Genomic DNA, 26,406 nt, shown 5'->3' with positions numbered 1-26,406 from the left:
GACGCACGACAATCGCCCTGACGAGCACGAACACCGCGTGCTACGCGGGAGAAACGTATGGAATGGGAAACGAGACGGAAAACGGAATGCGCGAGCTCAGCGCTTGCGCGGCGGCTTCGCGGGCGCCGTGCGGCGGAATTCCTCGATCACGTCCGCGAACTCGGACACGTCTTCGAACCGGCGGTAGACGGACGCGAAACGCACATAGGCGATCGTGTCGAGCTGGCGCAACTCGTTCATCACGAGTTCGCCGAGCTTTTCGCTGCGTATTTCGCGCTCGCCGGACGCGAGCAGCTGATATTCGATTCGGGCGACCGCCGCATCGATCGCATCGGCCGCAACCGGGCGCTTGCGCAGCGCCAATTGCATGCTCGCGACGATCTTGCGACGGTCGAATTCGGTGCGGCTGCCGTCCTTCTTCACGACGGCCGGCAACGCCAGCTCGACCCGCTCGTACGTCGTGAAACGCTTGTCGCAGGCCGAGCAGCGGCGACGCCGGCGGATCGCGGCGCCGTCTTCCGACACGCGCGAATCCACCACTTGCGTATCGTCGTGCCGGCAGAACGGGCAGCGCATGGCCGATCAGCGATAGACCGGGAAACGCTTCGCGAGGTCGGCGACCTGCACGCGCACGCGCTCGATCGTCGCCGCGTCCTCCGGATTCTCGAGCACATCGGCGATCAGGTTGCCGACGAGTTCGGCTTCCTGCGTGCCGAAGCCGCGCGTCGTCATCGCCGGCGAGCCGAGGCGGATGCCGCTCGTCACGAACGGCTTTTCCGGATCGTTCGGGATCGCGTTCTTGTTGACGGTGATGTGCGCATTGCCGAGCGCCGCTTCCGCCGCCTTGCCGGTAATGTTCTTCGCACGCAGGTCGACGAGCATCACGTGGCTCTCGGTGCGCCCCGACACGATGCGCAGACCGCGCTTGACGAGCGTCTCGGCCAGCACGCGCGCGTTCTCGACCACCTTCTGCTGGTATTCCTTGAATTCCGGCGACAGCGCTTCCTTGAACGCGACCGCCTTCGCGGCGATCACGTGCATCAGCGGACCGCCCTGAATGCCCGGGAAGATCGCCGAATTGATCGGCTTCTCGTACTCGGCCTTCATCAGGATCACGCCGCCGCGCGGGCCGCGCAGGCTCTTGTGGGTCGTGGTCGTGACGAAATCGGCGTGCGGCACCGGGTTCGGGTAGACGCCCGCAGCGATCAGGCCCGCGTAGTGCGCCATGTCGACCATCAGGTACGCGCCGACCGCCTTCGCGATCTTCGCGAGACACTCGAAATCGATCTTCAGCGCGAACGCCGACGCGCCCGCGACGATCAACTTCGGCTTGTGCTCGTGCGCGAGCTTCTCGGCGGCTTCGTAATCGATGTCTTCGTTTTCGTTCAGGCCGTAGCTGACGACGTTGAACCACTTGCCCGACATGTTGACGGGGGAGCCGTGCGTCAGGTGGCCGCCGTGCGCGAGGCTCATGCCCATGATCGTGTCGCCCGGCTTGAGCATCGCGAAGAACACGCCCTGGTTCGCCTGCGAACCCGAATTAGGCTGCACGTTCGCGGCTTCGGCGCCGAACAGCGCCTTCACGCGCTCGATCGCGAGCTGCTCGACGATATCGACGTATTCGCAGCCGCCGTAGTAGCGCTTGCCGGGATAGCCTTCCGCGTACTTGTTCGTGAGCTGCGAGCCTTGCGCCGCCATCACGGCCGGGCTCGTGTAGTTTTCCGACGCAATCAGCTCGATGTGCTCTTCCTGGCGGACGTTTTCCTGCTGGATCGCTTGCCAGATCTCGGGATCGACGTTCGCAATGGTGCTTTGGGCTCTGTCAAACATACGGTTTCCGTTAAGTGTGTACAGGTTGACCGAAGTGGCCGAATGCGTCGCGCAGCCGGCGGCGCAGCCGGCTCGACGTGGCGGAGGATTCCGTGGAACGCGAGGCAGGACAGCCACCGGCAAAGCGCGCAACGCGGCGCACAACGGCTGCCCAGGCGAACGGCAAAAGCGACGCCCTGCGCTTCACGGTGGGACGCTCCACCTTGACCTCGAAAGGCCTTATCGCCAGTCACGCAGGGACATTGAGCGCGTTAGTTTATTGGATGCGCCATGAATAGGCAACCGCGCCCGGCGCCGCCCAACCATATTAAGGGACAAATCTATCGCGCATCCGGCCGGGCATTCCCGGGAATGCGTCGCGGGCGAGCGCCGCCGCGCCTTGCCGCACCGCCGCGATGCCAGTAGGCTAGCGAGTTCTCCCCAGCAAGCCTCGTTCAAGGAGCAGCAGCAATGATCGTGTTCGTTACCGGCGCGTCGGCAGGTTTCGGTGCCGCCATCGCCCGCGCCTTCGTCAATGGCGGCCACCGCGTCGTCGCCACCGCGCGCCGCAAGGATCGCCTCGACGCGCTCGCCGCCGAGCTCGGCGGCGCCCTGTTGCCGATCGAACTCGACGTGCGCGACCGCGCGGCCGTCGAAGCCGTGCCGGCCGCGCTGCCCGCGGAATTCGCCGCGATCGATGTCCTCGTCAACAATGCGGGCCTCGCGCTCGGCGTCGAGCCGGCGCACAGAGCCAGCCTCGACGAATGGCAGACGATGATCGACACCAACTGCTCGGGCCTCGTCACGGTCACGCGCACGCTGCTGCCCGGCATGGTCGAGCGCGGCCGCGGCCACATCTTCAACCTTGGCTCCGTCGCGGGCAGCTATCCGTACCCGGGCGGCAACGTCTACGGCGCGACCAAGGCGTTCGTACGCCAGTTCAGCCTGAACCTGCGCGCCGACCTGATCGGCACGCCGCTGCGCGTCACCGATATCGAGCCGGGTCTCTGCGGCGGCACCGAGTTTTCGAACGTGCGCTACCGCGGCGACGACACGAAAGCCGCGAGCGTCTATGCGAACGTCCAGCCGCTCACCGCCGAGGACATCGCGGACACGATCTATTGGGTCGCCACCCGCCCCGCGCACGTGAACATCAACACGATCGAGATGATGCCCGTCGCGCAGGCGCCCGCCGGACTGACCGTCCATCGCGGCTGAGCCCGCTCCCCGCCGGACCGCCCGCGCAGCCTGCCGGGCGGCCCCGCAAAAGGCAACATTCCGTTACGAATCAGGGAAATCGCGAACGTCCGTTCCGGTAGAATGCGCGCCATGACTGAACCCAGCCGACAGCCCGACGCGGCGCCCGACTTCGCGTGGCCGGTCCGCGTCTACTACGAAGATACCGACGCCGGCGGCGTGGTCTACTACGCGAACTACCTGAAGTTCTTCGAGCGCGCGCGCACCGAGTGGCTGCGCGCGTGCGGCATCGACCAGAGCCGGATCGCCGACGAAACGGACACGATCTTCATCGTCCGCCGCGCGGAGCTGGACTACCGCGCCCCTGCGCGGCTCGACGACGCGCTCGGAATCGTCTGCAAAATCTCGCGGCTCGGCCGCGCGACGGTGGAATTCGAACAGCAGGCGTGGCGAGACGGCACGCTGCTCGTCGCCGCGGACGTGCGAATCGGCTGCGTCGACCGCTCGACGTTCAAGCCGGCCGCCATCCCGCCGTCCGTTCGCGTCGCGCTCGAGCGTGGACCGTCCGCAAGCGGCCGGCGAGCCGTGTCAACGGCGTGCGCGTGAGTGCCGTTTAGACTGAGCCGATGAACTCGACCCCGTGATCCGCCACTAAGCAAGGTTCGGCGAAAAGCTTCCGGCGACGCGCCGCCGGCGCGTGGCGCGCTCGGTCAAGCATCTTGCCGAACGCCGCCGGAGCGCGCCGGCCGGGCGTACCTGGCCAGGCCTCCCCGAAGGGACGTTACACAAATCTCTATGAACACTTCTCAAGACCTGTCGATCATTTCCCTCGTCCTCAACGCGAGCGTGCTCGCCCAGGCGGTGATGGGGCTCCTCCTCGTCCTGTCGCTGATGTCGTGGACGTTCATCTTCCGCAAGTGGTTCGCGATCCGCCGCGCCCGCGCGCAAACCGAACGCTTCGAGCGCGATTTCTGGTCGGGCGGCGACCTGCAGGCGCTGTACCAGAGCGCCGCGAACAACCGTCATACGATCGGCGCGCTCGAGCGGATCTTCGAATCTGGGATGCGCGAATTCCTGAAGGCGAAGGAGAAGCGCCTGAACGACCCCGCGCTGCTCCTGGATGGCGCGCGGCGCGCAATGCGCGCATCATTCCAGCGTGAAATGGACGTGCTCGAGTCGAACCTGTCGTTCCTCGCGTCCGTCGGCTCGGTGAGCCCGTACATCGGTCTGTTCGGCACGGTCTGGGGGATCATGAACTCGTTCCGCGGCCTCGCGAACGTTCAGCAGGCGACGCTCGCGAACGTCGCGCCGGGCATCGCCGAAGCGCTCGTCGCGACCGCGATCGGCCTGTTCGCCGCGATTCCCGCCGTCGTCGCGTACAACCGCTACGCACACGACATCGACCGCCTCGCGATCCGCTTCGAAACGTTCATCGAAGAATTCTCGAACATCCTGCAGCGCCAGGCGCAATAAGGAGCACGCGATGGCCGGCACCCCCATTCGTTCCAGCATGCGCGGCGGCCGCTCGCGCCGCTCGATGGCCGACATCAACGTCGTGCCCTACATCGACGTGATGCTCGTGCTGCTCGTCATCTTCATGGTGACTGCGCCCCTCGTCGCGCCGTCGATCGTCAATCTGCCGACCGTCGGCAACGCCGCGCCCCAGGAGCAGACGCCGCCCGTCGTCGTCAACATCCGCGCCGACGGCAAGATCAGCGTGCGCTACAAGGGCGAGTCGGGCGCGTCGCAGGAAGACACGGTGACGAAGGCCGAACTCGACAGCTTCATCGCGTCGCGCCAGGCCGACCACCCGGATCAGCCGGTCGTGATCGCGGCCGACAAGACGGTTCAATATGACGCCGTGATGACCGTGATGTCCGATTTGAAGGCGCGCGGCGTGAAGCGCGTCGGTCTCCTCGTCAAGTCGCAATGAAGCCTCGCCAGTCGCGCACCGCCGCCTATCCGCCTCGGCCGCCGCGCGAGCGCGGCACAGGCCGCGCGTTCCTGCTTGCCGCGCTGATGCACGTGCTGCTCGCGCTCTTTCTGTACCACGGCGTCCAATGGCAGAACAGCACGCCGGCGGGCGCGGAAGCGGAGCTGTGGACGTCGGTGCCGGACACGTCGACGCCGCAGCCCGCGCCTATGCCGCCCGCGAAAGTCGCCCCTCCTCCGCCGCCCGTGAAGAACGAGGAGGCGGACATCGCATTGCAGCAGAAACGGCGCGAGCAGCAGGCCGCGGCCGCGCGCGAAGCGCAGCTCGAGGAGCAACGCCGCCAGCAGCAGCTGAAGGCGCAGCAACTCGCCGCGCAGCAGGCTGCCCAGCTCGCCGCACAAAAGGCTGCCGAGCGCGAGAAGCAGACCGAGAAGCTCAGGCAACAGCAGCTCGCCGAGCAGCAGCGCAAACTCGAACAGCAAAAGCTCGAGCAACAGAAGCTCGAACAGCAGAAAAAACAGGAACAACTCGCCGCGCAGAAGAAGGCCGAGGCCGAGAAAGCGGCGAAGGCCGCCGCGGCCGCCAAGGCGAACGCCTCCGCGAAGGCGAAGCTCGACAAGGAGCGCCAGGCCCGCCTCGCGCAATTGCAAGGCATGGCGGGCGGCGGCTCGGGCGGCGGTGAAGGCCTCGCGAAGAGCGGCACGGGCACGGGCTCGGGCGGCAATGCGGCGTCGCCCGGCTATGCGGACAAGGTTCGCCGGCGCGTGAAACCGAACATCGTGTGGGCGGGTGAGCGCGACGGTCTCGTGACCGTCGTCGCGATCCGCTGCACGCCGTCGGGCGACGTGCTCAGCGCGTCGATCCGCCGGTCGAGCGGAAATTCGGGGTGGGATCAGGCGGTGATCAGCGCGATCCAGGCGTCGGTGCCGTTGCCGCCCGATACCAACGGTCGTACCCCGTCCGAGATTACGATTACCTTCAAGGCGGCGGAATGAGCGCGTTTGCGCGTACACTCCCGCCGTCGCGCCGGGAACGAATCGGGTATTTTTGAGTCTCTGCGGTTGCGCAGCGTACATACGGGAACAGGAAGCATGAGTTTGATGACGAAGCTAGGTTTCAGGGCACTCGTGGCCTCGTGTCTGATTGCCGCGGGCAGCACCGCCCACGCGCAGGTGAACGTACTGATCACGGGCGTCGGCTCCACCCAGTTTCCGATCGCCACCGCGAATTTCGTCAATGAAGCGAGCCTGCCGCAGCAGGTCACGTCGATCGTGCGCGCCGACCTCGCGAGAAGCGGCAAGTTCTCCAACGTCGACGCGGGCAGCACGCCCGTGCCGGAGACGGCGTCGGTCGATTTCGGCGCGTGGAAGGCGAAAGGCGCGAATGCGTTCGTCGCGGGCAGCGTGAACCGCGAGCCGAGCGGCCAGTACAAGGTCAACTTCATCCTCTACGACACCGTCAAGCAGCAAAGCCTCGGCGGCCTGTCGCTCACGACGTCGAACGACAACGAGGGGATGCGCAAGACGGGCCACAAGATCGCCGACTACATCTACCAGAAGCTGCTCGGCGTGCGCGGCGTCTTCAACACGCGCCTGTCGTACGTGCAGCGCACGGGCAACGTCTACAAGCTGCTGATCTCCGATTCGGACGGCCAGAACGCGATCCCCGCGCTGACGAGCAAGGAGCCGATCATCTCGCCCGCGTGGTCGCCGAGCGGGACGAAGGTCGCGTACGTGTCGTTCGAGTTGAAGAAGCCGGTCGTGTACATCCATGATCTGCCGACGGGCCGCCGCTACGTGATCTCGAACCAGAAAGGCAACAACAGCGCGCCCGCGTGGTCGCCCGACGGCCAGACGCTCGCCGTTGCGCTGTCGCTCACGGGCAACACGCAGATTTATTCCGTCAGCGCGACGGGCACCGGGCTGCGCCGCCTGACGCGCAGCGGCTCGATCGACACCGAGCCGTTCTACTCCCCCGACGGCAAGTGGATCTATTTCACGAGCGATCGCGGCGGCGCGCCGCAAATCTACCGGATGCCCGCCGAAGGCGAGAGCGCCGGCACCGCTCAGCGCGTGACGTTTACCGGCAGCTACAATACGAGTCCGCGCGTCAGCCCGGACGGCAAGCTGCTCGCGTACATCTCGCGCACCGGCGGGGGCTTCAAGTTGTACGTTCAAGATCTGCAAACGGGTGCGGCGAACGCCGTCACCAACACGACGCGCGACGAATCGCCGAGCTTCGCGGCGAACGGCCAGTACATTCTGTACGCTACGCAATCGGGGGGCCGCAGCGTGCTGGCTGCCGTTCCGTCCGACGGCAGCGCGCCGCCGCAGATCTTGTCCGTTCAGGGCGGCGCGATTCGCGAGCCGTCCTGGGGGCCCTTCATGCAATGACCAACAGGAGAGTAACCATGATGTCGAAGAAACTTCGTCTGGCGTTCGCGGTGCTGATGATCGGCGCGCTCGCCGCATGTAAGTCGGGCGTGAAGCTCGACGAGCACGCGAACCAGGGCGGCGCGGTCAGCACGCAGCCGAACCCCGAAAACGTCGCGCAAGTGACCGTGGACCCGCTGAACGATCCGAACAGCCCGCTCGCGAAGCGCAGCGTCTACTTCGATTTCGACAGCTACTCGGTGCAGGACCAGTACCAGTCGCTGCTGCAGCAACACGCGCAATACCTGAAGAGCCATCCGCAGCGCCACATCCTGATCCAGGGCAACACCGACGAGCGCGGCACGAGCGAGTACAACCTCGCGCTCGGCCAGAAGCGCGCGGAAGCCGTGCGTCGCGCGCTGTCGCTGCTCGGCGTCGCGGATTCGCAGATGGAAGCCGTGAGCCTCGGCAAGGAAAAGCCGGTCGCGCTCGGCCACGACGAAGCGTCGTGGGCGCAGAACCGCCGCGCAGACCTCGTCTATCAACAGTAAGTAACGGAAGAATCGCTGTATGACGCACCGTCCTTCTTGGCTGCGCACGGCCGTCGCGCTGTGCGTGGCAGGTGCGGCCCTCGCGGCCGCGCCGGCGCACGCGGGCCTCTTCGACGACGACGAAGCCCGCCGTGCGGTGCTCGACTTGCGCAGCAAGTCCGACAGCCTGGCGAGCCAGCTCGCCGCCGCTCAACGCACGATCCTCGATCAGACGAACCGCCTCGACCAATTGAACCAGCAGGTCGCGACGCTACGCGGCGAGAACGAGGATCTGACGAACCGTCTGACAACGCTCGAGCGTCAGCAGAAGGATTACTACGCTGATCTCGATACGCGCCTCAAGAAATTCGAGCCGCAGAAGACGACGGTGGACGGCGTCGAGGGCACGGTGCAGCCAGGGGAAACGGACGCGTTCAACGCAGCGTCGCAGCAATTCCGCAACGGCAACTTCAAGGGCGCAGCGGCTTCGTTCCGCGCGTTCATCGCCAAATATCCGCAAAGCCCCTATCAGCCGACCGCGCAGTACTGGCTCGGCAACGCACAGTACGCGCTGCGCGATTACAAGGGATCGACGGCGACGTGGCAAGGCCTCGTGAAGAACTATCCGCAGCATCCCCGCGCGGCGGATGCGCTGATCGCGATCGGCACCAACCAGCTCGAGCAAGGCCAGAAGGCGGCCGCGAAGAAGACGTTCGAGCAGGTCGTGTCGCAGTTCCCCGGCTCGAACGCGGCGGAAACGGCGCAGAGCAAGCTGGATGCGATCAAGTGACGGCGAACGGCGCGGCCAATCGGCGAGTTGACAAGCTCACGAGGCGGCCGCTATAATTTTGCCTCTTTTGGGTCGTTAGCTCAGCTGGTAGAGCAGCGGACTTTTAATCCGTTGGTCACTGGTTCGAATCCAGTACGGCCTACCAAAGACATCAAGGGCTTGGCGTTCGCGCCAGGCCCTTTTCGCATCTGCGGCAAGTCGAATTTCGGCGGCGACGATGAAGTCGACGTACTTGGCTTCGTTCGTTACGCGCTCATCGCACTGCGTCGCATCGCTCGGCGCGACAATCCCCCACCCGGCCATCCCGCCACCCGAGCGCATCCTCGTGCGTCCGGTTTGCGCTCAGCGCTCGAAGTACGCCCGCGCGCCGCCAGCGCACGTTCCATTCACGTCGACGACAACGGTTCAAGAATTGCCTTTCGGCCTTGCGCCGTCAGGCAGCCTCAACGGATGCGCGCGCCGTCGCCTCGATTCACTTCGGCGGCAGGCAGCGGCACGCCGAAGCAACACGCCCCACCGAACGAGAAATGCACAGCTTTCGCACGCCGGACAGTTACACTCGAACGAAGCCCCCTTCCCGCGCAACCAACCCGCCGTTTCCGCTCACATCGTCTCGGCCGCAAACGTCGCCCAGCGTATGATGCACGCAGCCGCGGCCAGCGCTAATGCAATCAGCCCGCCTTCGATCAAGGCTACGCCGATCCAAACGAATCGATTCACATTCATGAGCCCCCCATGGCGTGACTGCCGTTCGGTCGTTGCGCGGGCGCCTACGCGGCGGCCCGCCCATCGACGCGACGCGATTCGATTTCAGTCGATCAATGCGAACAATGCGAATTGCGCGCCGACGGATTCACGCGCTTCTCGACGGCTGAACGCCCGCCGCCTTGCCGATGTTGCCGCGCGCATTGACCAATGCGACGCCGATCAACGTGACGCCGCCGCCCAATAGCGTGATCAACAGAGGCTTTTCGCCAAGCCAGATCCAGCTGATCAGAATCGAAAGCGGTGGAGACAGATACAGAAAACTCGTGACTTGCGATGCAGGCGCGCGCCGCAGCGCGAAATTCCACGCGATGTATCCGACGAACGTCGGCGCGATGCCGAGCCACGCCAACGCGGCGAGGCGGGCATGCGACGCGTCGCCGATCGCGGCGGCGAGATGCGGCGCGCCGAACGGCACGGCGGCAATGGTCGCCGCGGCGAACGCAGTCGCCGTCACGCCGAGCGATCCCACGCGAGCGAGAATCGGCTTGAGTCCGACCGTATAGAGCGCGAGGCCCGCAACGCTGACGAGCACCCACAGCGCGGCCGGCTCCATCCTGAAGCCCTGCCCGCTCGTGACGACGACCAACGCTACGCCCACGAGCGCGATCGCGAAGCCCGTCGCCTTGATCAGGCTGATCGACTCGCGCAGCCAGATCGCGGACAGCAGCGCGGTCGCCCCCGGCGACAGCGCGATGAGCATCGCCGCCGTGCCGCTCGGAATGCGCGTCTCCGCGTAGGCAAGACAAAGGTGATAGACCGTCAATCCGAGAATGCCGAGCACGGCGATTTTCGGCAGATCCCGCGCGGCCGGCAACGAGAAGCGCTTGACGGCCCATAACGCCGCAAAACTGATCGAAGCGACCAACAATCGCGAAAATGCGATCTCGCTAGGCGTAAATGCGCCCAGACAGTATGCAATAGCGGCATACGACGAAGACCACGTCAACAATGCAATGCCGATAGCCGAAAAGGCCCGACCGTCCAGGCGTCCGTTTATTTCCATCAGTTCGGTGTCCCCTTGATGCGACGAGTGAAATTCTTTTATATATCGATGCCGTTTCGGTGAATGATGCGCACCCCGATACGCCGAAGCAGCGTGCGCGTCACGCCCAACTGGAAAGCGCCCGCTCGAGATCGTCGATATCCGACATCGCATTCGTGCAATGCGCGGACAACCGAATGGCCGAATCGAAACCGCGCGCACCCAGATAAAGCGGCGTATGACCGCCCGCGATTTTCCACGCATTGATCCGATGCGATCTTAAATGATTAACGACTTCGATGGGCGTCCGATCTCGATGCACGAAACTCACGATTCCGCTGTGAACCGATCCCGGATGAAGCAACGCCACGTCGTCCCGATCAGCGAGCCGCTCGCAAAGCGCCGCGTAGATCTGCCGCGCCGGGTCGAGATCCCGGCCGCGCGCCTCGTCGACGGCGACCTTCAGGCCCATCAACGCCGCCAAGTGCATTTCGCTCAGCTCGAGCCGACGCGCGCTATCGTCGTGCAACCGATGCCGATCGCACGCCAGCACTTCCGCCGCGTGCAGGTCGATCGGATGTTCGCCCAATCGATCGAGCCAGCGCTGCGACACGATTGCAAAGCCGGTGCCCCGCGGGCCGCGCAGAAACTTGCGGCCCGCGGCCGTCAGCAGGTCGCAGCCGATTCGCTGGAAATCGGTGTCGAGCTGACCAGCGGACTGGCACGCATCGACCGCGTAAAGCGCGTGCGGACTCGCGCCGCGAAGGATGCGCCCGATCCGCTCGACCGGCAGCACGATGCCGCAACCCGACGGAACGTGGACCACGCTCGCGAGGCACAGCGCGTCGTCCGCGTGCGCTTCGATCCATTCCAGGTCGAGATCGCCGTTCTCGAGCAGCGGCACGACCTCCATTTCGAGCGCATGCCGCGTGCACAGCATCTGCAACGCGAGCAGATTGCCCGCGTATTCGTACGGCGTGGTCCACACCTTGCCGCGGCCGCGCCATCCGGTGATGGCATTCACGCACGTCAGCCACGCCCGCGTGCCGCTGTCGAAGAGCGCGACGTTCCTGCTCGACGGCGCGTTCAGCAGCCACGCCAGACCGGTTCGCACCGCATCGAGCGCCTCGGCGTGCATGCGTTCCGCCTCATATGCACCGTGCTCGAATTCAGCGTTCAAATAGGCTGTCATCGCGCGAATCACCGCCGGCGACGCGAGCCCCGCGCCCGCTGTATTGAAGTGAATCGGGCGCATCTCAGTATTCGCCGCCGAACACGATGCGCGACGGATCTTGGATGTCCGCCAGCGCCAGCAGGACGGTTTCCGGCGCTTCGGCAAGGCGATGAAGGAAATGCAGATACCAGTTGTCGCCGAACGTGCCGTAGACGCGGCAATTCACACCGTCGCGGCGAAGATCGCGCAGCCTGCCCGGTTGCACGCCGTGCAGCATCTCGATTTCCGCATCGCCGCCGAGCAGGCCGTCGCGCATCAGACGCTCGATGAGCGCCGGGTCCTGCGTCGCGAAACTGCGGTCGACGCCGGCGTCCGCCATGCGGCGCGCCAATTCGACGTAGCGGTCGTTCAGTGCGGAAGAGCGCGGCAGCGCCCGCTCCGGCGCTTCGTCGTACACGCCCTTGACAAGCCTGATCTTGCGCCCGGCCCGCAGCACCGCGTCGAGGTCGCCGGCCGTGCGGTGCAAATACGCCTGCAGCGTGATGCCGACGTTCGCATGCGACGCGGCGAGCTGATGGAACACCGACAGAATATCGTCGACCATCGGAAAACGCTCCATGCTGAGCGTCACGAACACGCCCCTTTCGCCCGCCGCGCCGGCGATGCGGTCCGTCACCTCGCAGGCGAGATCGCGCGCGATCAGCAAGCCGACGTTGCTCAGATCGAAATTGAGCTCCGTTCGCCGCCCCAGGCCGCCATGCGGCAGCAGATCGATCAACCGCCGATACTGCGCTTCGACGCGCCGGACCTCCTCGCGATCCGTGACGTTTTCGCCGACGCATTCGAGACCGACTTCGTATCCTTTCCCGGCCAGCACGCGCATCCGCTCGACGGCGGTGCCGGCGTCGCCGGCGACGATGTAGCGGCTCGCCGGCACTTGCAGCCATTCGCGCAACGCAGATCCTTCACGAAAACGCTGCGCATACTGCGGATTCGCGGCGAACCCCTTCAATGCGGCTGCGGCGAGCATCGTGATTTCGTCGTTCATTCAGGCACCTTGGCGGGAAGCTACGGGAAAATCGAGGGGAGCGGAAACGCGGATCTCGTCGAGAATCGATCGCATGACGGACATTCGTCCGGACGGCGCGGTGAAAATGCCGCCCGACGTCCGATTGACCGCCGCATAAGCGCAATCGCCGAGCAAGATCGTATGCGCGCGCCGAAGATTCCAGAACGGAATACCCGCGAGCAAATGATGAACGAGGTGGTAATTGTCGCCGTGCATGCCGATGAAAGCGCGCTCGAGCAGGACGGGGAAGCGGTTTCGGGTAATCGTCAGCGTGCTTCGAGTCGTGCGAATGACCGGAAAATGCTCGGAAATTTCGGAAAACCAGCCAATGATCTGGAATGTCGTAATGATCGGAACGATCCAGAAAATAACATAACCGAGCAGGCCCACCGTGACGAAGAATGCCATAAAGATGGCCGCCTGCGTCAACACCAATCCCATCAGTTCTTTTTTGTCACCCGAAATCTCGCCGAGCCGGTTCGTCATCAAATATTTCAGATAGCTGCCGACATTGAAAAGCAGGATCGTCTTGACAATGAATCGCATGACGAAATCGAGGCGATCGCGCACGTCGAACAAACCGCTCTCGATGTAGTGGATGTAATCGGGATCGCGGTTCGCGTCGCCGAGAAACGTGTGATGGTCGAGCACGTGCGATTTCACGTAAGCCCGATGGCTTTGGAAGATCGGGTAACCGGCAAGCCAGCGCCCGAAAAAATTGTTCAGCGTGCGGTTGCGCGTGAATGTCTTGTGGCAGGACTCGTGCAGCAGGGAGGCGAGCGCCCGCTGCCGCGACCCGATCACGAGCAGCGCAAGCGGATAGCACCACATCGACCAATATGTCGCATAGACCGCCGCCGCGATGCAGAGATAATCGCTCGCCAGCTCCAGCGGGCCGCGCCAGTTATTCAGGGCGAATAACGGCTTCAAGCGTTCGCGAATTTCCTTTGAGAACACATGCTTTTCTATCATGGACGTTCCTATTTTTAAGTGCTTCTTCTAGGCGCTTCCCAATGACACATGCGCACGATCGAAAACCGACTTCCCTCCAAATGTCATTCATAAATCAAACAAACATCAATCGCGAATATTACATATTAAATAGCGCTGATTAAACGACAAATTAGTCGATATCCACGTGAACTTTCGTCTGATGGACGACCGACTTCGACATTCCGACGAAAATAGCGTCGGCACGGTGAATATTCGTAGTCGGAGCTGCAATCGAAGTGCGGGTGACGCGCCGCCATGAGAAGACGATTGGGATGCGTGCGCGTGGCCGCCCCCTCTGCCGAAGAACGGAGTTTGGCCGAAGGCCCGTGGCGGCATGCAGCCGGTCCGCGATGATGGGATTCGCGACGCGGATCGCTCGTCGCCTCAGGTGTGCGCGGCACATCGGGCAACGACGTCGCGAGTTGCCGGGCAGCGTGATCTGCGTCGTTCGAGCGCGTGGTCATGCGCATCGCGAAAGCCGGGGGCGCTTAGCGAAAATATCGAGGTGGCTGCAATGGCTTCGTCCGCAGCCGGCACAAAGTCGCCCAGCGATCGCAACGGTTCAGCGGAGCCCACTGTCAACGCACGCCAAGCGCAATAGACGTCTTGCCATCCGGCACGAGCGCGCCTACGCGGCGGACGAACCGTGAAGACGCTCAACGACGCCCCAGCGCGGGCTCAGCGTGCCCTTTCCGCCGTGAATCGCCTCATGCCCGCCCGGGCATCGCGTCGAGGCGAAATTGACAAACGAGCTCTGCGCCGTAAGCGAGCCGTTCGAGTTGAGCGGGCGTCATCGCGACGAGACGAGTCGCCAGTTCGTTCGAGATGCCAAGCGTCGTCCGAGCGCGGCCGGCGTCCTCGCACAACAAGCGCCGCGCGAGCCTAAGATACCGCTGGTTGAATTCCGCGATCTCGTCGAACGCGTCTCTCTCGTCTTCCATGACCGCCCCGTTTCGATGAAGAACGCGCGCATCCGCGAACGTTCTCGCCGACGCGCTTCACCTGCCCGATGCGCGTCCGCAAGCAAAGGCTAATGGATGCGCGCCGCGCCCGTCCGACAAAATCCGGCCGCGTTCCGCCAAATGACGATCCGCGCGCACGTGTGCGCGACGCAGTCGGCTTGCAGCCGAACGCCGCGAGCGCCGCACGAAGACGTCGTCCGCGCGGTTCCCGCCGCGCGTCGACACGCGCATCGCAATCGACTTGCAGTCCCCATCGGCCATTTGCTACGCACAATCGGACAGAACGATAGGCGCGTTCGCCCGTCCGCCTTCATACTCGCCCCCGGTCAGCCGCTCCCCCCGGGCGGCGAACCTTCCGATCACTCGGAATTGGCCTGCCTGCACGCGCCGTTGCAGGCGGGCATTTTTTCTCCCGCGTCGAATCCGACGCGACGCGACGCGACGCGCTCGCGCCCGTGATCGCGCCCGGCGTCATCTCGCATCCGCATCGCAAACTCCGTCGTCATTCGCGGCGCGTCTATTCGCAAGCCGCTGCCGCCGCCACCGTGCTTGATCGAATCGACATCGTCAGAAGTCTGTCCGATTAGACCTATATTTAGCGCAACCAAACAATTCAAACGGCCCTACCATCGCATTACTGCGCCCGCATCGCCGATGTCGTTCGCTTCGAGAACGCATCGCCGGCTCGCGCGCAAACGTTCAACGTCTTCGAAGGAAGGTTCGACGCCCGATGCTGAAAGTCACAAAAGCCGTATTTCCCGTTGCCGGCCTCGGCACCCGCTTTCTGCCCGCGACGAAAGCGAGTCCGAAGGAAATGTTGCCGGTCGTCGACAAACCCCTGATCCAGTATGCGGTCGAGGAAGCGATCGCCGCCGGCATCACCGAAATGATCTTCGTGACGGGGCGTAGCAAGCGCGCGATCGAAGATCACTTCGACAAGTCGTACGAGATCGAGGCGGAGCTCGAAGCGCGCGGCAAGGAGAAACTGCTGTCGCTCGTGCGCGGCATCAAGCCTCGTCACGTCGACTGCTTCTACGTGCGCCAGGCCGAAGCGCTCGGCCTCGGCCATGCGGTGCTGTGCGCGGAGAAGCTCGTCGGCGACAGCCCGTTCGCCGTCGTGCTCGCGGATGACCTGCTCGACGGCCGCCCGCCCGTGCTGCGGCAGATGATCGACGTGTTCAATCACTATCACACGTCGGTCGTCGGCGTGGAAGAGATCGCACCGCACGATTCGAAATCGTACGGCGTGATCGACGGCAAGCGCTGGGAGGACAATCTCTTCAAGCTGGCCGGCATCGTCGAGAAGCCGGAACCCGCGGAGGCACCATCGAACTTCGGCGTCGTCGGCCGCTACGTGCTGACGCCGCGCATCTTCGACCATCTGCGCGCGCTCGAGCCGGGCGCGGGCGGAGAACTGCAATTGACCGACGCGCTACAGTCGCTGCTGAAGGACGAGCAGGTGCTCGCGCATCGCTACGACGGCACGCGCTTCGATTGCGGCAGCAAGATCGGCTATCTGAAGGCGACGGTCGAGTTTGCGCTGCGCCACCCGGAAGTCGCAATCGGCTTCGAGCAGTATCTGAGCGAGCGCTTTCCGGAGCTCGACGTGGCGTAACGCGTCGCGTACACCATGCGCGAGCGGCACATGCGAGCGTGACGACACGCGGCAGGGGCCGCTCGCGGCCGGCACGGCACGCAATGCGCGCCCGACACGCCGTGACGCTCGACGGGCGATTCACGGCACGATGGACGAGCCGACTTCGCGGCCGACTCCGCCATCGATGCCGACGTCACCGAACATCCGAGGCGCGGCGGGAATTTCGTACGGATCTCGAAATATCCGGCTTTCCCCGCAAACGCTTCTACTTCTTGAACACGCCGACGACGCCCTCATCGTCGAATACGAGCAGCGCGTTGATGCGTCGCGCCTCCATCATCAGCAACGCATCCTCGACGCGCGTGCCGAGCGGCACCATTGCCGGATCGATCGACATCAGATCCGACGCGACGCGGCGGAACAACGCGTCGCCATGCGTTTCGATCGCACGCCTCACGTCTCCGTCGGTGATGATTCCAAAGCCCGATTCGCGCCGCACGATCGCGAGCCCAAGCCGGCCTCTCGTCATCGCTTGCAGCACGTCGATCGCCTGTTCGTCTTCGTCGACGAACGGCAGATCGCCGGCCGCCATTTCGTCATCGACCTTCGACAGCAGGCGTCGCCCAAGCGAGCCGCCCGGATGGAAGCGCGCGAAGTTCTCGGGCCGAAAGCCGCGCGCCCTCATCAGCGTGACGGCGAGCGCGTCGCCCATCGCGAGCGCCGCGGTGGTCGACGACGTCGGCGCGAGCTGAAGCGGACACGCCTCCTGCTCGACGCCGACGTCGAGATGGCTGTGCGCCGCTTTCGCGAGCGTCGATCGCGCATTGCCCGTCATCGCGACGAGATAGTTGCGGTTGCTTTTCAAGAACGGAATCAGCTTGATCACTTCGTCGGTCTCGCCCGAATACGAGATCGCGAGAAACGTGTCGGCCGACGTCACCATGCCGAGATCGCCGTGATACGCCTCGCCGGGATGCATGAAGAAGCTCGGCGTGCCGGTGCTCGCGAGCGTCGCCGCGATCTTTCGCCCGATGATCCCGGATTTGCCCATGCCGCAGACGACCACGCGGCCGCTCGAATGCAGGATCGCTTCCACCGCGTCGCCAAACGCTTCGTCGACGCGCTCGGAAAGGCCTGCGAGCGCGCGCGATTCGATGTCGAAGACTTGCCGCGCGGAATCAAGATAGTTGTGATGGTTCATCGAAGAGCCGTGAAAGGCGATGAAAAATGTTGTTGGTTCTCGTCATGCGCGGCTCGCGCGCGAGCCGCGTGCAGTCCGATCACACGGCAATGTCACGCGTGCCGGGATCATTGGACGACGTGATGCCGCATCCATTGATCGAGCAGCGGGCGATACGCTTCGTCGAGCGACAACCCGGAACGCACCAGCACATGTTCCGCCACTTCGCGCGCGACGCCGTCGCCGCCCGCGCGCGACACGACGTGGTCGACGCGCCGCTTGACGAGCGCGTGCGCGTCGGCGGGTGCGTACGAAACACCCACCGAATCGATCACGGGCAAATCGTTCACGTCGTCGCCGACATACGCGATCGAATCATCGGCGAGCGACCGCTCCGATTTGATGCGCGCGTAGCCGGCGCGCTTGTCGTCGCATCCCGATACGAACACGTCGAAGCCGAGCTGTTGCGCGCGCCATGCGAGCGGCGCGCTGTGACGGCCCGACAGGATGCCGCTGCGAATGCCGTGCGCACGCAGAAGCGCGACGGCGATGCCGTCCTTCGCATGAAAGCTCTTCATGAACTCGCCGTCGCCCGTCACGTGCAGCCGGCCGTCGGTCAGCACGCCGTCGGCGTCGAACAGCACGAGCCGGATCGCGCCGCGATACGCGGGCGCGCTCATCGGATCTCGAGCGCGGGCATGCGCTTGACGAGATCGTCGATCGCCTTCACTTGCGACAGGAAGCCTTCGAGCAAATGCAACGGCAGCGCGCTCGGCCCGTCGCAGCGCGCGTGATCCGGATCGGGATGCGCTTCGAGAAAGAGCCCGGCGATGCCCACCGCCATGCCCGCGCGCGCGAGATCGACCACTTGCCGCCGCCGCCCGCCCGACGCGTCGCCGAGCGGATCGCGGCATTGAAGGCTGTGCGTGACATCGAAGATCACCGGGCAACCCGTCGTCTCGGCCATCTGCCTGAAGCCGAGCATGTCGACGACGAGATTGTCGTAGCCGAACGAACTGCCGCGCTCGCACAGAATCACCTGATCGTTGCCGGCCTCGCGGCATTTCGAGGCCACGTGCTTCAACTGCGTCGGGCTCATGAACTGCGGCTTCTTCACGTTCACCGGCTTGCCCGTCTTCGCGATCGCGACGACGAGATCAGTCTGGCGCGCGAGGAACGCGGGCACCTGCAGCACGTCCGCGACCTCGGCGACCGGCGCGGCCTGCTCGATCTCATGAATGTCGGTGATCACCGGCACGCCGAAGCGCGCCTTCACCTCCGCGAAGATCTTCAGGCCCTCGTCTAGCCCGACGCCGCGATACGAATGAATCGACGAGCGGTTCGCCTTGTCGAACGACGCCTTGAACACGAACGGAATGCCGAGCTTGCGCGTCACCGCGACGTATTCGCTGCACACGTCGAGCGTGAAATCGAGACTCTCGAGCACGTTGAGCCCGCCGAACAGCACGAAGGGCAGGTCGTTGCCGGCTGTCACGCCGGGGCTGATTGCTACGTTCATAGATCAACTCTCCCAATGGACCGCCCCGTGCCGTGCGCTGCGCTCCGATTCCGCGCGGCGGGCCCGCATGAGGGGCGGCGAATCCTCAAGACGCGCGCACGAGCCGCGACGCGTACACCGGCGCAAGCTGCCGGAAAAAACGTTCTTCGCCGAAGCGCTCGCGCGCTTCCTGCCGCGCGGCCGCCGCGAGGCGCGCGCGCAGCGCCGGATCGCGGTCAATCGATGCGAGCAGTTCGACCGCATCGCCGGCGTCGCGAAATATCGCGCCAGTTTGCAGGTGCCGTATGACGTCGACATTTCCCGCGCATGCGGACGCGACGACAGGCAGGCCGAGCAGCATCGCCTCGATGACCGACACGGGCATGCCTTCCCACGACGACGTCGACAAATATACGTCGACACAGCGCAATCGTGCGACGACTTCCGCGCGACCGAGCCAGCCGGCGACTTCGACGCCTGCGTCGCGCAGTTCCGCCTTGAGTGCCGCGTCGCCGTCGCCGATCCAGGCGAAGCGCAGGCGCGAGCCGCGCAGGCGGCGTGCGATCTCGGCGAACAGCCGCGGATTCTTCTGCGCACGAATGCCGCCGACCGTCACGACCCGCAACGTCGAACCGCACACGCCGGCCGAATCGGCTGCCGCAGGCGACGGCATCGCGCCGACTGCGTTCTCGACCACGACAACCGGCTGCCGCAAATGCGCGCGGACCGCGTCGCGTTCACTGTCGGAGCAAGCGATGTACAGGCATCGCTTCACGCACGCGATTCGCTCGAGCGCGACGAACGCCGATCGCTTGAGCGCGGAAATGTCGCGGCGCATGAACGAGATGCAGTGCGGGCTATAGAAGAACGCCGCATCCGGCAACGCGAACAGCGACGCGATTCTTCCGAGGAATCCCGCAAACGACGAATGCAGGTGCACGACGTCCGGCCTGATGCCGATCAGCGTGCGCCGCAGTTCCAGCAACACCGGCAGCGGCGGCACGCCCTTCATCTGGATGTGGCGCAGCTTGACCGTTGCGTCGAACAGCGTTTGAAGATTCGCGGGCGTATCGGGCCGGATCGAATAGACGACGTGCACGTCGTGCCCCTCGCGCGCGAGGCGATTCGCGATCAGGCACACCATCGACAACGTGCCCGTCGCGCTCGATTCGAGGATCTGCACGATCTTCATCCGCGTGCGGCCGTTGTTCGTTGCGCCCTTCTCCGGCGGCGTCGCAACCCGCCGCGGCCGTGCGGTGTCGATCGTCATCGCACGCTCCGCATCGAAGCGATCGCATCGAGATGCTCGGTGACGCCCGATTGCGAAATCATGGCCGTCCATCCGAGCCACTTCATCCATGCGGGCTCGTTGCGCGGCACGCGCAGTCGCGCGAGCGGCAGCAGCTCGTCGAATATCGATGCGCCGGTGACGTGCGAACGGATGCCGAGCGTCCGCGTCGCATCGACGTTCGACGGCGCGTCGTTGCAGACGATCTTCTTGCCGAGCGCCGCGTATTCGAGCAGCTTCGTCGGCGTCTGGAAACAGTGCGGCCGGTGATACGGGAAATAGCAAACCGCATACTCGGAGCGCTGCACGATCTTGAGCGCATCGCGCTGCGGCACACGTCCGACGAACTGGATGCCGGCGATGTGCCCGAACGTTTCGTGAATCTCCCGCTCCGGCTCGCCGACGAGCACGAGCGTGTCGCGCGCCGTGCGCGGCGCGTCGCGATACGCGGCCAGCACCCTGTGGAAGCCGCGCTCGCGGCTCATCTCGCCGATATAGCAGAACCGGCCCGCCGGGCCCTCGCCCGCCGGTTCGTTCGCGATCCCGAAGATCCAGTCCGGCACGCCCATCGGCAGCAGCAGCGACGGTATTTCGTCGCGAAACGCCATTGCGCCGCGCATCCGCTCGTTCTGAAAGATCCGCAGATCCGGCTTCGCATTCAACGCGCGCTTGAGCGCGTCCTTGACTGCCGCGAGCCGGCCGACCGACAGCGATCGGTAATCGTGAATCACGAATCGAGCGGGCGGCAGCGACCGGTAGAAGCCCATGATGCACCACAGGATGCAGTTGCTTCGGTCGCCGAACCGCGCGTAGGCGCTCGCGTCGCCATCGTGGACGTCGAAGCCGCGCTGGCCGAGAAAATCCCGGTACGCGGCGATTTCCGGGTAGTTCGCTTTCCCCGGATGGAGGATGAATACCTTCATGCTGCGCTCTTCTCCTTCTCGAGCACGCGCGCCGGCACGCCCACCGCGACGCCGCCGTCCGGCACGTCCCGCAGCAGCACGGCGCCTGCGCCGATGCGCGCGCGGTTGCCGATCCGAATCTCGCCGAGCGCGATGCTGTGCGCGCCGAATTCGACGTCGTCGCCGATGAACGGCACGCCGCTGTAGGTGCCGTCCGGCTGCAGTGTGTTGCCGATCGTCACGCCGTGCCGCAGCACGCAACGCTCGCCGATCTCGCAATAGCCGTTGATGACGAGCCCCGTGCCGTGATACAGCGTGAGGCCCTTGCCGATCTTCGTCTTGACCGGAATCTCGATGCCCATGATCCAGTCGCAGACGACGATGTAGAGCGCGATCGCCGGCGCGCCGAGCGCAAGCGTCAGCTTGCTGCGGCACGCGAGATAGTTCGCGATCCGGAAGAACACGACGACGCAGCGCGTCTTGAAGAACGCATTGCGGCGGCAATCCTCGGCGATCGCGACGATCGTCTGTTTCAGCGTCGTGCGCATGTCAGTGCTTCATCGAAAATACGTTCCTCGCCGCGCGCGGCGCGATTTCGCCCGTGCCGAAGTAATCGATGCCGTCGATCAGGAACGAATGGATGTACTTGAGCAGCCGCGCGCGATCGAATTCCTTGTAGAAGCACCGGCCGAGCGACATGACCGGCTTGCCGTACAGGAGTGCCTCGAGCCCGACCGTCGAATTGATCGTGACGACCGAATACGCGTGCCTGATCAGATCGGTCGTCGGCGACGTGACGATGTCGAAGCGATAGACGCGCTGCATCCGCACGACTTCGTCGATCACGGCCGTATCGCACTCCGCCGGATGCAGCTTGACGATCAGGTCCGCGCTTTCGTTCGCCGCGTGCTCGAACGCAAGCTGGATCGCCTTCAGATTGTCGACGTCCGAATGCAGCTTGATCTGCGTATCGCCGGACACCTGCAGCGGCAGGAACACGTAGCGCACCGCCGACAGCTCCTTCGCCGTCAGCGCTTTCGCCTCGGCCGGCGCGAGCGCGCCGTTGGTCGCGCGCACCGTATCGAAGCGCTTGCGCGCCACGCCTTGCGTGGCGGTCTTCAACGCATAGTTGACGGCCGACACCGCCTTGCGCCGCCACGACGTGCGCGCTTGCGGCAGCGGCCTCGCCTTGTATCGCTCGTAGCGCGCGAGCCAGCGGCGATGCTCGTCCTCGGTCGGCATCGGCAAGCCGTCGATGACGGCCGGACTGCGGCTGATCGACGACAGCGCGTTGACGCCGAGCCGATCGACGAACAGCTTGTCCGGCAGGTTCGAGATCTCGACGAACTTCGTCGGAACGCCGTGCGCCGCGCACGCATGCGCGACCGCGCGGCACACGAGCTGCTGCCCGTTCCACATCAGGCACTGCGAAATCAGACGGCGACGAAACACGTTGGACATCGCGGCATAGATCGCCGCCGCGTCGGCACGCGCGAGCCCGGGCGTCATTTGCCCGTTCAGCACTTCGATCGACGCGTCGGAACGAATCGCGGCCGCCGCGTCGGACGCCGCCGGCATCGGCGCGCCGCGCCGCAGATAAACCGACCGGATGCCCGCGCTCAGCGCCATCAGGTGCGCGACCGGCTCGCTCGTCGCGAACAGAAAGCCGAACTCCTTTCTGACCGCCTTCACGAGCCGCGCGGCAAAGTAATAACGCTCCATGGAATCGATGACGACGACAATCATGATCTGCGCTCAATGAAGAATTGGAGGAAACGTCATGCGTCGGCACGCCGACGAGACACGCTGCCTTTCATCACGCCAAACGTCAGCGCGATGCCGGCGATCATCAGCACGGCGCCGGAAAAGGAAAACAGGCGCACGCTCGCGAGCACCGACAGATCCGCGAGCTTCGCCGTACACAACGCACCGGCGAGCACGACGCCTGAGCCGAGCTGAAACAGGAAATCGATGCGCTGCGCGCGCGCCGCGAGAAAGATCTGCGACAGCGGCACATAGATCATCTGGAATGCGAAGAGCGGGATCATGCATTGGAAGAACGCGATCGCGCCGCTCCAGCGCGCGCCGAAGAAGAGCCCGACGAGCGGGCCGAACAACAGCGCGCCGCCTGCTGCATAGCCCGCCGCGAGCAGCGCGAGCGAGCGCGCATACGCGCCGAATACCTTCGGCACCATCGCTCGTGCGTCATCACGCGCCATCGCGGCCATCGCGTCGCGCCGAAACACGCCGCCGAGGCTCTGCGCAACCAGCGATACCGGAAAGAAACCGAGCCGATACGCGGCCGCGAAATAGCCCGCGCTCTGCGCATCGAACCAGTGTGGAATCACGATCGCGAGCGCATAGGTCAACACCGAGCCGCAAAGCGTCGACGGCAGGATGTACTTCGCGAAGCGGCTATGCTCGACGAAGAATGCACGCGTCACTTCGAACGAATAGCCGCGCCGCTTGCCGTGACAGGCAACCGCGAGCAGCATCGACAGTGCGACGAATACCGTGACCGCCGTATATGTGCCGAACGCGTCGACTCTTCCGAGCGTCGGCACGACCGTCGCGGCGAGCATGCAAGCGAGAAACGAACCGTTCACGGCGATGCGGCTCGCCGCGATCCAGCCATAGCGCCTCAGGCTGTTCAGATAGCCGCCCGCGGCCAATTGAATGAATACGGCAAAGCCATACGCGGCGACGGCGACCAGCTCCGCACGGCCCGTCACGAAAATCGCCGCACCGCCGAGCGCAACGATCGCCGTGCCGAGCGCCATCACGTTCACGAGCGCGTTGAACGACTCCGCCGCACTGTCGCTCACGCAAGCGAGCTCGTAGCGGCACGCGAGCAGCGTGCCGGCGAACGTCGCAAGCGCGAGCAAATAGTTGAAATGGCCGAGCGCCTCCGGGCCCTGGAAGCGCCCGATCAGCGAGATGCAGCCGAAAAGCGCGATCTGCCCGGCGACGACGCCGCACAGCGACACGATCGAATCGCGAGCACGGATCATCGCCGCGCTCCGGCAGTCGAATGCGCGCGCCGCGCGCACGCCGCGCAGAACCGACGATCACCGTCGCTTCCGCTCGCGTACACATGAACGTCACGCATCGCGCTTCGCTCCGTATTCGTACGCAACGTAGCGATAGCCGCCGTACTTCGATCCGTACCCGTACTGGCCGAGCCGCGGATTGATCCCGTTGAACACGATGCCGCTCAGCCGCACGCCGTTCTGCGCGAGGCGCTTCGCGGATTCGGCAATCTCGCCGAGCTTCGTCGAGCCGGCGAGCGCGACGAGAAACGCAGTGCCCGCCGTCGCGGCGAGGATGCCCGTATCGGCCACCGCGAGCACCGGCGGCGAATCGATCACGATGACGTCGTAGCGCGTCGAGAACGCATCGATCAACTCGGGCACGCGCGGGTTGAGCAACAGTTCCGCCGGGTTCTTCGGCATCGCGCCCGTCGAGATGAAGTCGAGCCCGGCGATCACGTCGCGATGCAGCACGTCGTCCGGCTGCACCGCGCCCGCGATCAGTTCGGAGAATCCCTTGCCGCGCGCGAGGCCGAGATAGTCGTTCAGATGCCCCTTGCGGATGTCGCCGTCGATCAGCAGCACGCGCTTGCCGGCCATCGTCAGCACCGCGGCGAGATTCGCCGACACGAACGACTTGCCGACGCCCGGCGCGGGGCCCGCGATCACGACGACGTTGTTCTTCGCTTCGAGCATCGCGAACTGCAGCGCCGTGCGCAGACTGCGCAGGCTCTCGACGGCCGGCTCGTCCGGATGCACGACGGACAGCAGCGACATCGCGCGCTCCTTGCGCTTCGCGCGCTCGGTCAGCGCCCGCTGCTGCTCGCTGCGCGGCACGGTCGCATAGACGTTCATGCCCAGACGGCGCTCGATCTCGTTCGGATCGGAAATGCCATGAAACAGCATCGAGCGGCCGACCGCGGTCCCGCAGCCGGCGAGCACGCCGATCAGCAGCGACGCGATCGCGACAAGCGCCTTCTTCGGCTTGACGGGCACTTCCGGCACCGCTGCCGTATCGACGAGCCGCACGTTGCCGACCTTCCCCGCTCGCACGAGCTGCAACTGCTGCATGTTGTTCAGCAACGCCGTGTAGAGATCGGTGTCGACCTTCACGTCGAGCATCAGTCGCACGATCTGCTGCTGCAGATCCGGCAGCCGCTTGATTTGCTGCTCGGCCGCGCCGCGATAGCCGTCGAGCGCGGCGATCTGCCGATCGATCGCGACGACGCTCGGATGCTTCGGCGTGAAGCGCGACAGCAGCTCCTGCCGCTTCTGCTGCAGCTCGAGCAGGCGTGTCTTCGCATCGGCCGATTGCGCGAGCACGAGCTTCGCCTCTTCGGTCAAATCGACGGTTCCGTGCTCGTCTCGCAATTTCGTCAGGCGTGCTTCGGAATCGGTCAGGTGCCGCTTGAGCGTCGGCAGCTGGGCGTTGAGAAACTCGAGCGATTGCGCGGCCTCCGCCGATTTGCGCTGGATGTTCTGCGCGACGTATTGCCGCCCGATTTCGTTGAGCGCGCTGCTGACGAGCTCCGGATCGGTGTCGCGCAGGCTCGCGACGACCACGTCCGATTGCTTGACGCGCTCCTGCACGTCGAGGTTGTCCTGCAGATCCTCGATCGTGCGCAAACGCGAGCGGCGCACGAGCACGAACGTCGCACCCGGCTTCGCGGCGGCCGCATCGACACGCAGCGCGATCGCCCCGCCCTTCGCCGCAAAGCGTTCGAGCCTGCCGACCACGCCTTCGGCGCCGCGTTCGAGATCGCCGCCCGCGAGCCGATAGCGGCGCGCATCGAGCATCGTCAGCTCGAACTTGTCGCCTTCGAGCGAACGCGGCACATCGAACGTCGCGACGTCGATGCGCTCCTGGCCCCACGCATAGCCGCCGAAGCCGGCGAAGCCCGGATTCGACAGCCCCTCATTGCGGCGCGCGAGCCAATTGCCGATCAACGGAAAGCGCTTCGGCTTCGCATCGACGAAGAGCTTCAATTGGTCGACCGCGCGCGACACGACAAGCCGCGACGCGAGAATCTGCGTCTCCGCCGCCGCGGACGATTTCACGTCGAAGAGCGACGAAACATCGCCGAGCAGGCTCTTCGCGGCGGACGTGTCCGGGCTGTCCTCGACCTGAATCAGGATGTCCGCCTGATAGACGGGCTTGCTGAGCACCGCATACGCGACGCCGATCGCAAAGCAGCCGGTCGCGATCGCCGCGATCAGCCAGCGGCTTTCGATCAGGATGTCGAGAATGGCGATGAAGTCGGTTTCGCCGTCGCTCTCGGGAAGCGCTTGTGTGCCGGATTGGTTGGAATTCATGTATCGAGATCTTGGGGATT

At 64.9% G+C, this 26,406-nt stretch carries 25 protein-coding genes, 1 tRNA gene and 1 riboswitch; of the genes, 10 read left to right on the top strand and 16 right to left on the bottom strand.

The window, feature by feature from the left end; genetic code table 11:
- Positions 1-96 precede the first annotated feature (96 nt).
- Positions 97-576 carry a transcriptional regulator NrdR gene (gene nrdR / locus WS78_RS03355; protein WP_038753389.1) on the bottom strand — a complete coding sequence of 160 codons (480 nt, stop codon included), beginning with the start codon at positions 574-576 and terminating at the stop codon, positions 97-99.
- Between the two features lie 6 nt (positions 577-582).
- Positions 583-1,830 carry a serine hydroxymethyltransferase gene (glyA, locus tag WS78_RS03350; protein WP_059583509.1) on the bottom strand — a complete coding sequence of 416 codons (1,248 nt, stop codon included), beginning with the start codon at positions 1,828-1,830 and terminating at the stop codon, positions 583-585.
- Positions 1,831-1,972: 142 nt separating this feature from the next.
- A riboswitch (ZMP/ZTP riboswitch) is annotated at positions 1,973-2,073 on the bottom strand.
- A 207-nt stretch (positions 2,074-2,280) separates the two neighbouring features.
- Here glyA and WS78_RS03340 point away from each other — a divergent pair.
- From WS78_RS03340 to WS78_RS03300, 9 genes are all read left to right on the top strand, one after another.
- Positions 2,281-3,027, top strand: coding sequence for an SDR family NAD(P)-dependent oxidoreductase (locus WS78_RS03340; RefSeq protein WP_038753386.1), 747 nt, complete (start codon positions 2,281-2,283; stop codon positions 3,025-3,027).
- Between the two features lie 102 nt (positions 3,028-3,129).
- A complete protein-coding gene (ybgC, locus tag WS78_RS03335) occupies positions 3,130-3,612 on the top strand; it encodes a tol-pal system-associated acyl-CoA thioesterase (protein WP_038753385.1) in 483 nt (160 codons plus the stop codon).
- 189 nt (positions 3,613-3,801) lie between these two features.
- Entirely contained in the window at positions 3,802-4,479 is a 678-nt protein-coding gene (tolQ, locus tag WS78_RS03330; RefSeq protein ID WP_006025431.1) for a protein TolQ, read from the top strand.
- Between the two features lie 10 nt (positions 4,480-4,489).
- On the top strand, positions 4,490-4,939 hold the full coding sequence (gene tolR, locus WS78_RS03325; protein WP_038753384.1) for a protein TolR: 450 nt from the start codon (positions 4,490-4,492) through the stop codon (positions 4,937-4,939).
- Positions 4,936-5,934 (top strand): cell envelope integrity protein TolA, encoded by a 999-nt coding sequence (gene tolA, locus WS78_RS03320; RefSeq protein ID WP_038753383.1) that lies wholly within the window; start codon positions 4,936-4,938, stop codon positions 5,932-5,934. The genes tolR and tolA overlap by 4 nt, the downstream gene beginning before the upstream one ends.
- 96 nt (positions 5,935-6,030) lie before the next feature.
- Positions 6,031-7,332, top strand: a complete 1,302-nt coding sequence (tolB, locus tag WS78_RS03315; RefSeq protein WP_038753382.1) for a Tol-Pal system beta propeller repeat protein TolB — start codon at positions 6,031-6,033, stop codon at positions 7,330-7,332.
- A 17-nt stretch (positions 7,333-7,349) separates the two neighbouring features.
- Positions 7,350-7,862 (top strand): peptidoglycan-associated lipoprotein Pal, encoded by a 513-nt coding sequence (gene pal / locus WS78_RS03310; protein WP_038753381.1) that lies wholly within the window; start codon positions 7,350-7,352, stop codon positions 7,860-7,862.
- Between the two features lie 19 nt (positions 7,863-7,881).
- Positions 7,882-8,631: a tol-pal system protein YbgF gene (ybgF, locus tag WS78_RS03305; RefSeq protein WP_038753380.1), complete on the top strand. Its 750-nt coding sequence runs from the start codon at positions 7,882-7,884 to the stop codon at positions 8,629-8,631.
- Positions 8,632-8,700: 69 nt separating this feature from the next.
- Positions 8,701-8,776, top strand: a tRNA-Lys gene (locus WS78_RS03300).
- A gap of 708 nt (positions 8,777-9,484) precedes the next feature.
- Here the strand turns inward: WS78_RS03300 and WS78_RS03295 are convergent.
- The 5 genes from WS78_RS03295 to WS78_RS03275 all read right to left on the bottom strand — a co-directional run bounded on the left by WS78_RS03295 (position 9,485) and on the right by WS78_RS03275 (position 14,558).
- Complete coding sequence (locus WS78_RS03295) at positions 9,485-10,402, bottom strand: DMT family transporter (protein ID WP_059583508.1); 918 nt, start codon at positions 10,400-10,402, stop codon at positions 9,485-9,487.
- Between the two features lie 100 nt (positions 10,403-10,502).
- Positions 10,503-11,573 (bottom strand): aminotransferase class V-fold PLP-dependent enzyme, encoded by a 1,071-nt coding sequence (locus WS78_RS03290; protein WP_231752725.1) that lies wholly within the window; start codon positions 11,571-11,573, stop codon positions 10,503-10,505.
- A 64-nt stretch (positions 11,574-11,637) separates the two neighbouring features.
- Positions 11,638-12,603 carry a proline dehydrogenase family protein gene (locus tag WS78_RS03285; RefSeq protein WP_059583501.1) on the bottom strand — a complete coding sequence of 322 codons (966 nt, stop codon included), beginning with the start codon at positions 12,601-12,603 and terminating at the stop codon, positions 11,638-11,640.
- Positions 12,604-13,596 carry a guanitoxin biosynthesis L-arginine gamma (S) hydroxylase gene (gene gntB, locus WS78_RS03280; protein ID WP_059583500.1) on the bottom strand — a complete coding sequence of 331 codons (993 nt, stop codon included), beginning with the start codon at positions 13,594-13,596 and terminating at the stop codon, positions 12,604-12,606.
- Positions 13,597-14,324: 728 nt separating this feature from the next.
- A complete protein-coding gene (locus WS78_RS03275; RefSeq protein ID WP_059583497.1) occupies positions 14,325-14,558 on the bottom strand; it encodes a flagellar transcriptional regulator FlhD in 234 nt (77 codons plus the stop codon).
- 751 nt (positions 14,559-15,309) lie between these two features.
- Here WS78_RS03275 and galU point away from each other — a divergent pair.
- A complete protein-coding gene (galU, locus tag WS78_RS03265; RefSeq protein WP_059583494.1) occupies positions 15,310-16,194 on the top strand; it encodes a UTP--glucose-1-phosphate uridylyltransferase GalU in 885 nt (294 codons plus the stop codon).
- A 247-nt stretch (positions 16,195-16,441) separates the two neighbouring features.
- Here the strand turns inward: galU and WS78_RS03260 are convergent, their stop codons facing one another.
- The 9 genes from WS78_RS03260 to WS78_RS03220 form a co-directional block, all read right to left on the bottom strand.
- Positions 16,442-17,377, bottom strand: a complete 936-nt coding sequence (locus tag WS78_RS03260) for a KpsF/GutQ family sugar-phosphate isomerase (RefSeq protein ID WP_038753373.1) — start codon at positions 17,375-17,377, stop codon at positions 16,442-16,444.
- Between the two features lie 107 nt (positions 17,378-17,484).
- Positions 17,485-18,036 (bottom strand): KdsC family phosphatase, encoded by a 552-nt coding sequence (locus tag WS78_RS03255; protein WP_038753372.1) that lies wholly within the window; start codon positions 18,034-18,036, stop codon positions 17,485-17,487.
- Entirely contained in the window at positions 18,033-18,875 is an 843-nt protein-coding gene (gene kdsA / locus WS78_RS03250) for a 3-deoxy-8-phosphooctulonate synthase (RefSeq protein ID WP_038753371.1), read from the bottom strand. Before kdsA ends, WS78_RS03255 begins: the two co-directional genes overlap by 4 nt.
- A gap of 85 nt (positions 18,876-18,960) precedes the next feature.
- Positions 18,961-20,124, bottom strand: a complete 1,164-nt coding sequence (locus WS78_RS03245) for a glycosyltransferase (protein WP_059583492.1) — start codon at positions 20,122-20,124, stop codon at positions 18,961-18,963.
- The gene (locus WS78_RS03240; RefSeq protein ID WP_059583490.1) at positions 20,121-21,065 is read right to left on the bottom strand and encodes a glycosyltransferase; all 945 of its coding nucleotides are present in this window, start codon (positions 21,063-21,065) and stop codon (positions 20,121-20,123) included. The genes WS78_RS03245 and WS78_RS03240 overlap by 4 nt, the downstream gene beginning before the upstream one ends.
- Positions 21,062-21,592: a serine O-acetyltransferase gene (locus WS78_RS03235; RefSeq protein ID WP_038753368.1), complete on the bottom strand. Its 531-nt coding sequence runs from the start codon at positions 21,590-21,592 to the stop codon at positions 21,062-21,064. The genes WS78_RS03240 and WS78_RS03235 overlap by 4 nt, the downstream gene beginning before the upstream one ends.
- A gap of 1 nt (position 21,593) precedes the next feature.
- On the bottom strand, positions 21,594-22,790 hold the full coding sequence (locus tag WS78_RS03230) for a capsular polysaccharide export protein, LipB/KpsS family (RefSeq protein WP_059583488.1): 1,197 nt from the start codon (positions 22,788-22,790) through the stop codon (positions 21,594-21,596).
- Between the two features lie 32 nt (positions 22,791-22,822).
- Positions 22,823-24,055 carry a lipopolysaccharide biosynthesis protein gene (locus WS78_RS03225; RefSeq protein ID WP_059583665.1) on the bottom strand — a complete coding sequence of 411 codons (1,233 nt, stop codon included), beginning with the start codon at positions 24,053-24,055 and terminating at the stop codon, positions 22,823-22,825.
- Between the two features lie 90 nt (positions 24,056-24,145).
- Entirely contained in the window at positions 24,146-26,386 is a 2,241-nt protein-coding gene (locus tag WS78_RS03220; protein WP_059583486.1) for a polysaccharide biosynthesis tyrosine autokinase, read from the bottom strand.
- Between the last annotated feature and the right edge of the window lie 20 nt (positions 26,387-26,406).

This window comes from Burkholderia savannae (genome assembly GCF_001524445.2).
GTDB classification, from domain to species: domain Bacteria; phylum Pseudomonadota; class Gammaproteobacteria; order Burkholderiales; family Burkholderiaceae; genus Burkholderia; species Burkholderia savannae.
The sequence above is the reverse complement of the archived record's forward strand: the minus strand, read 5'-3'. Positions and strand labels throughout refer to the sequence as shown.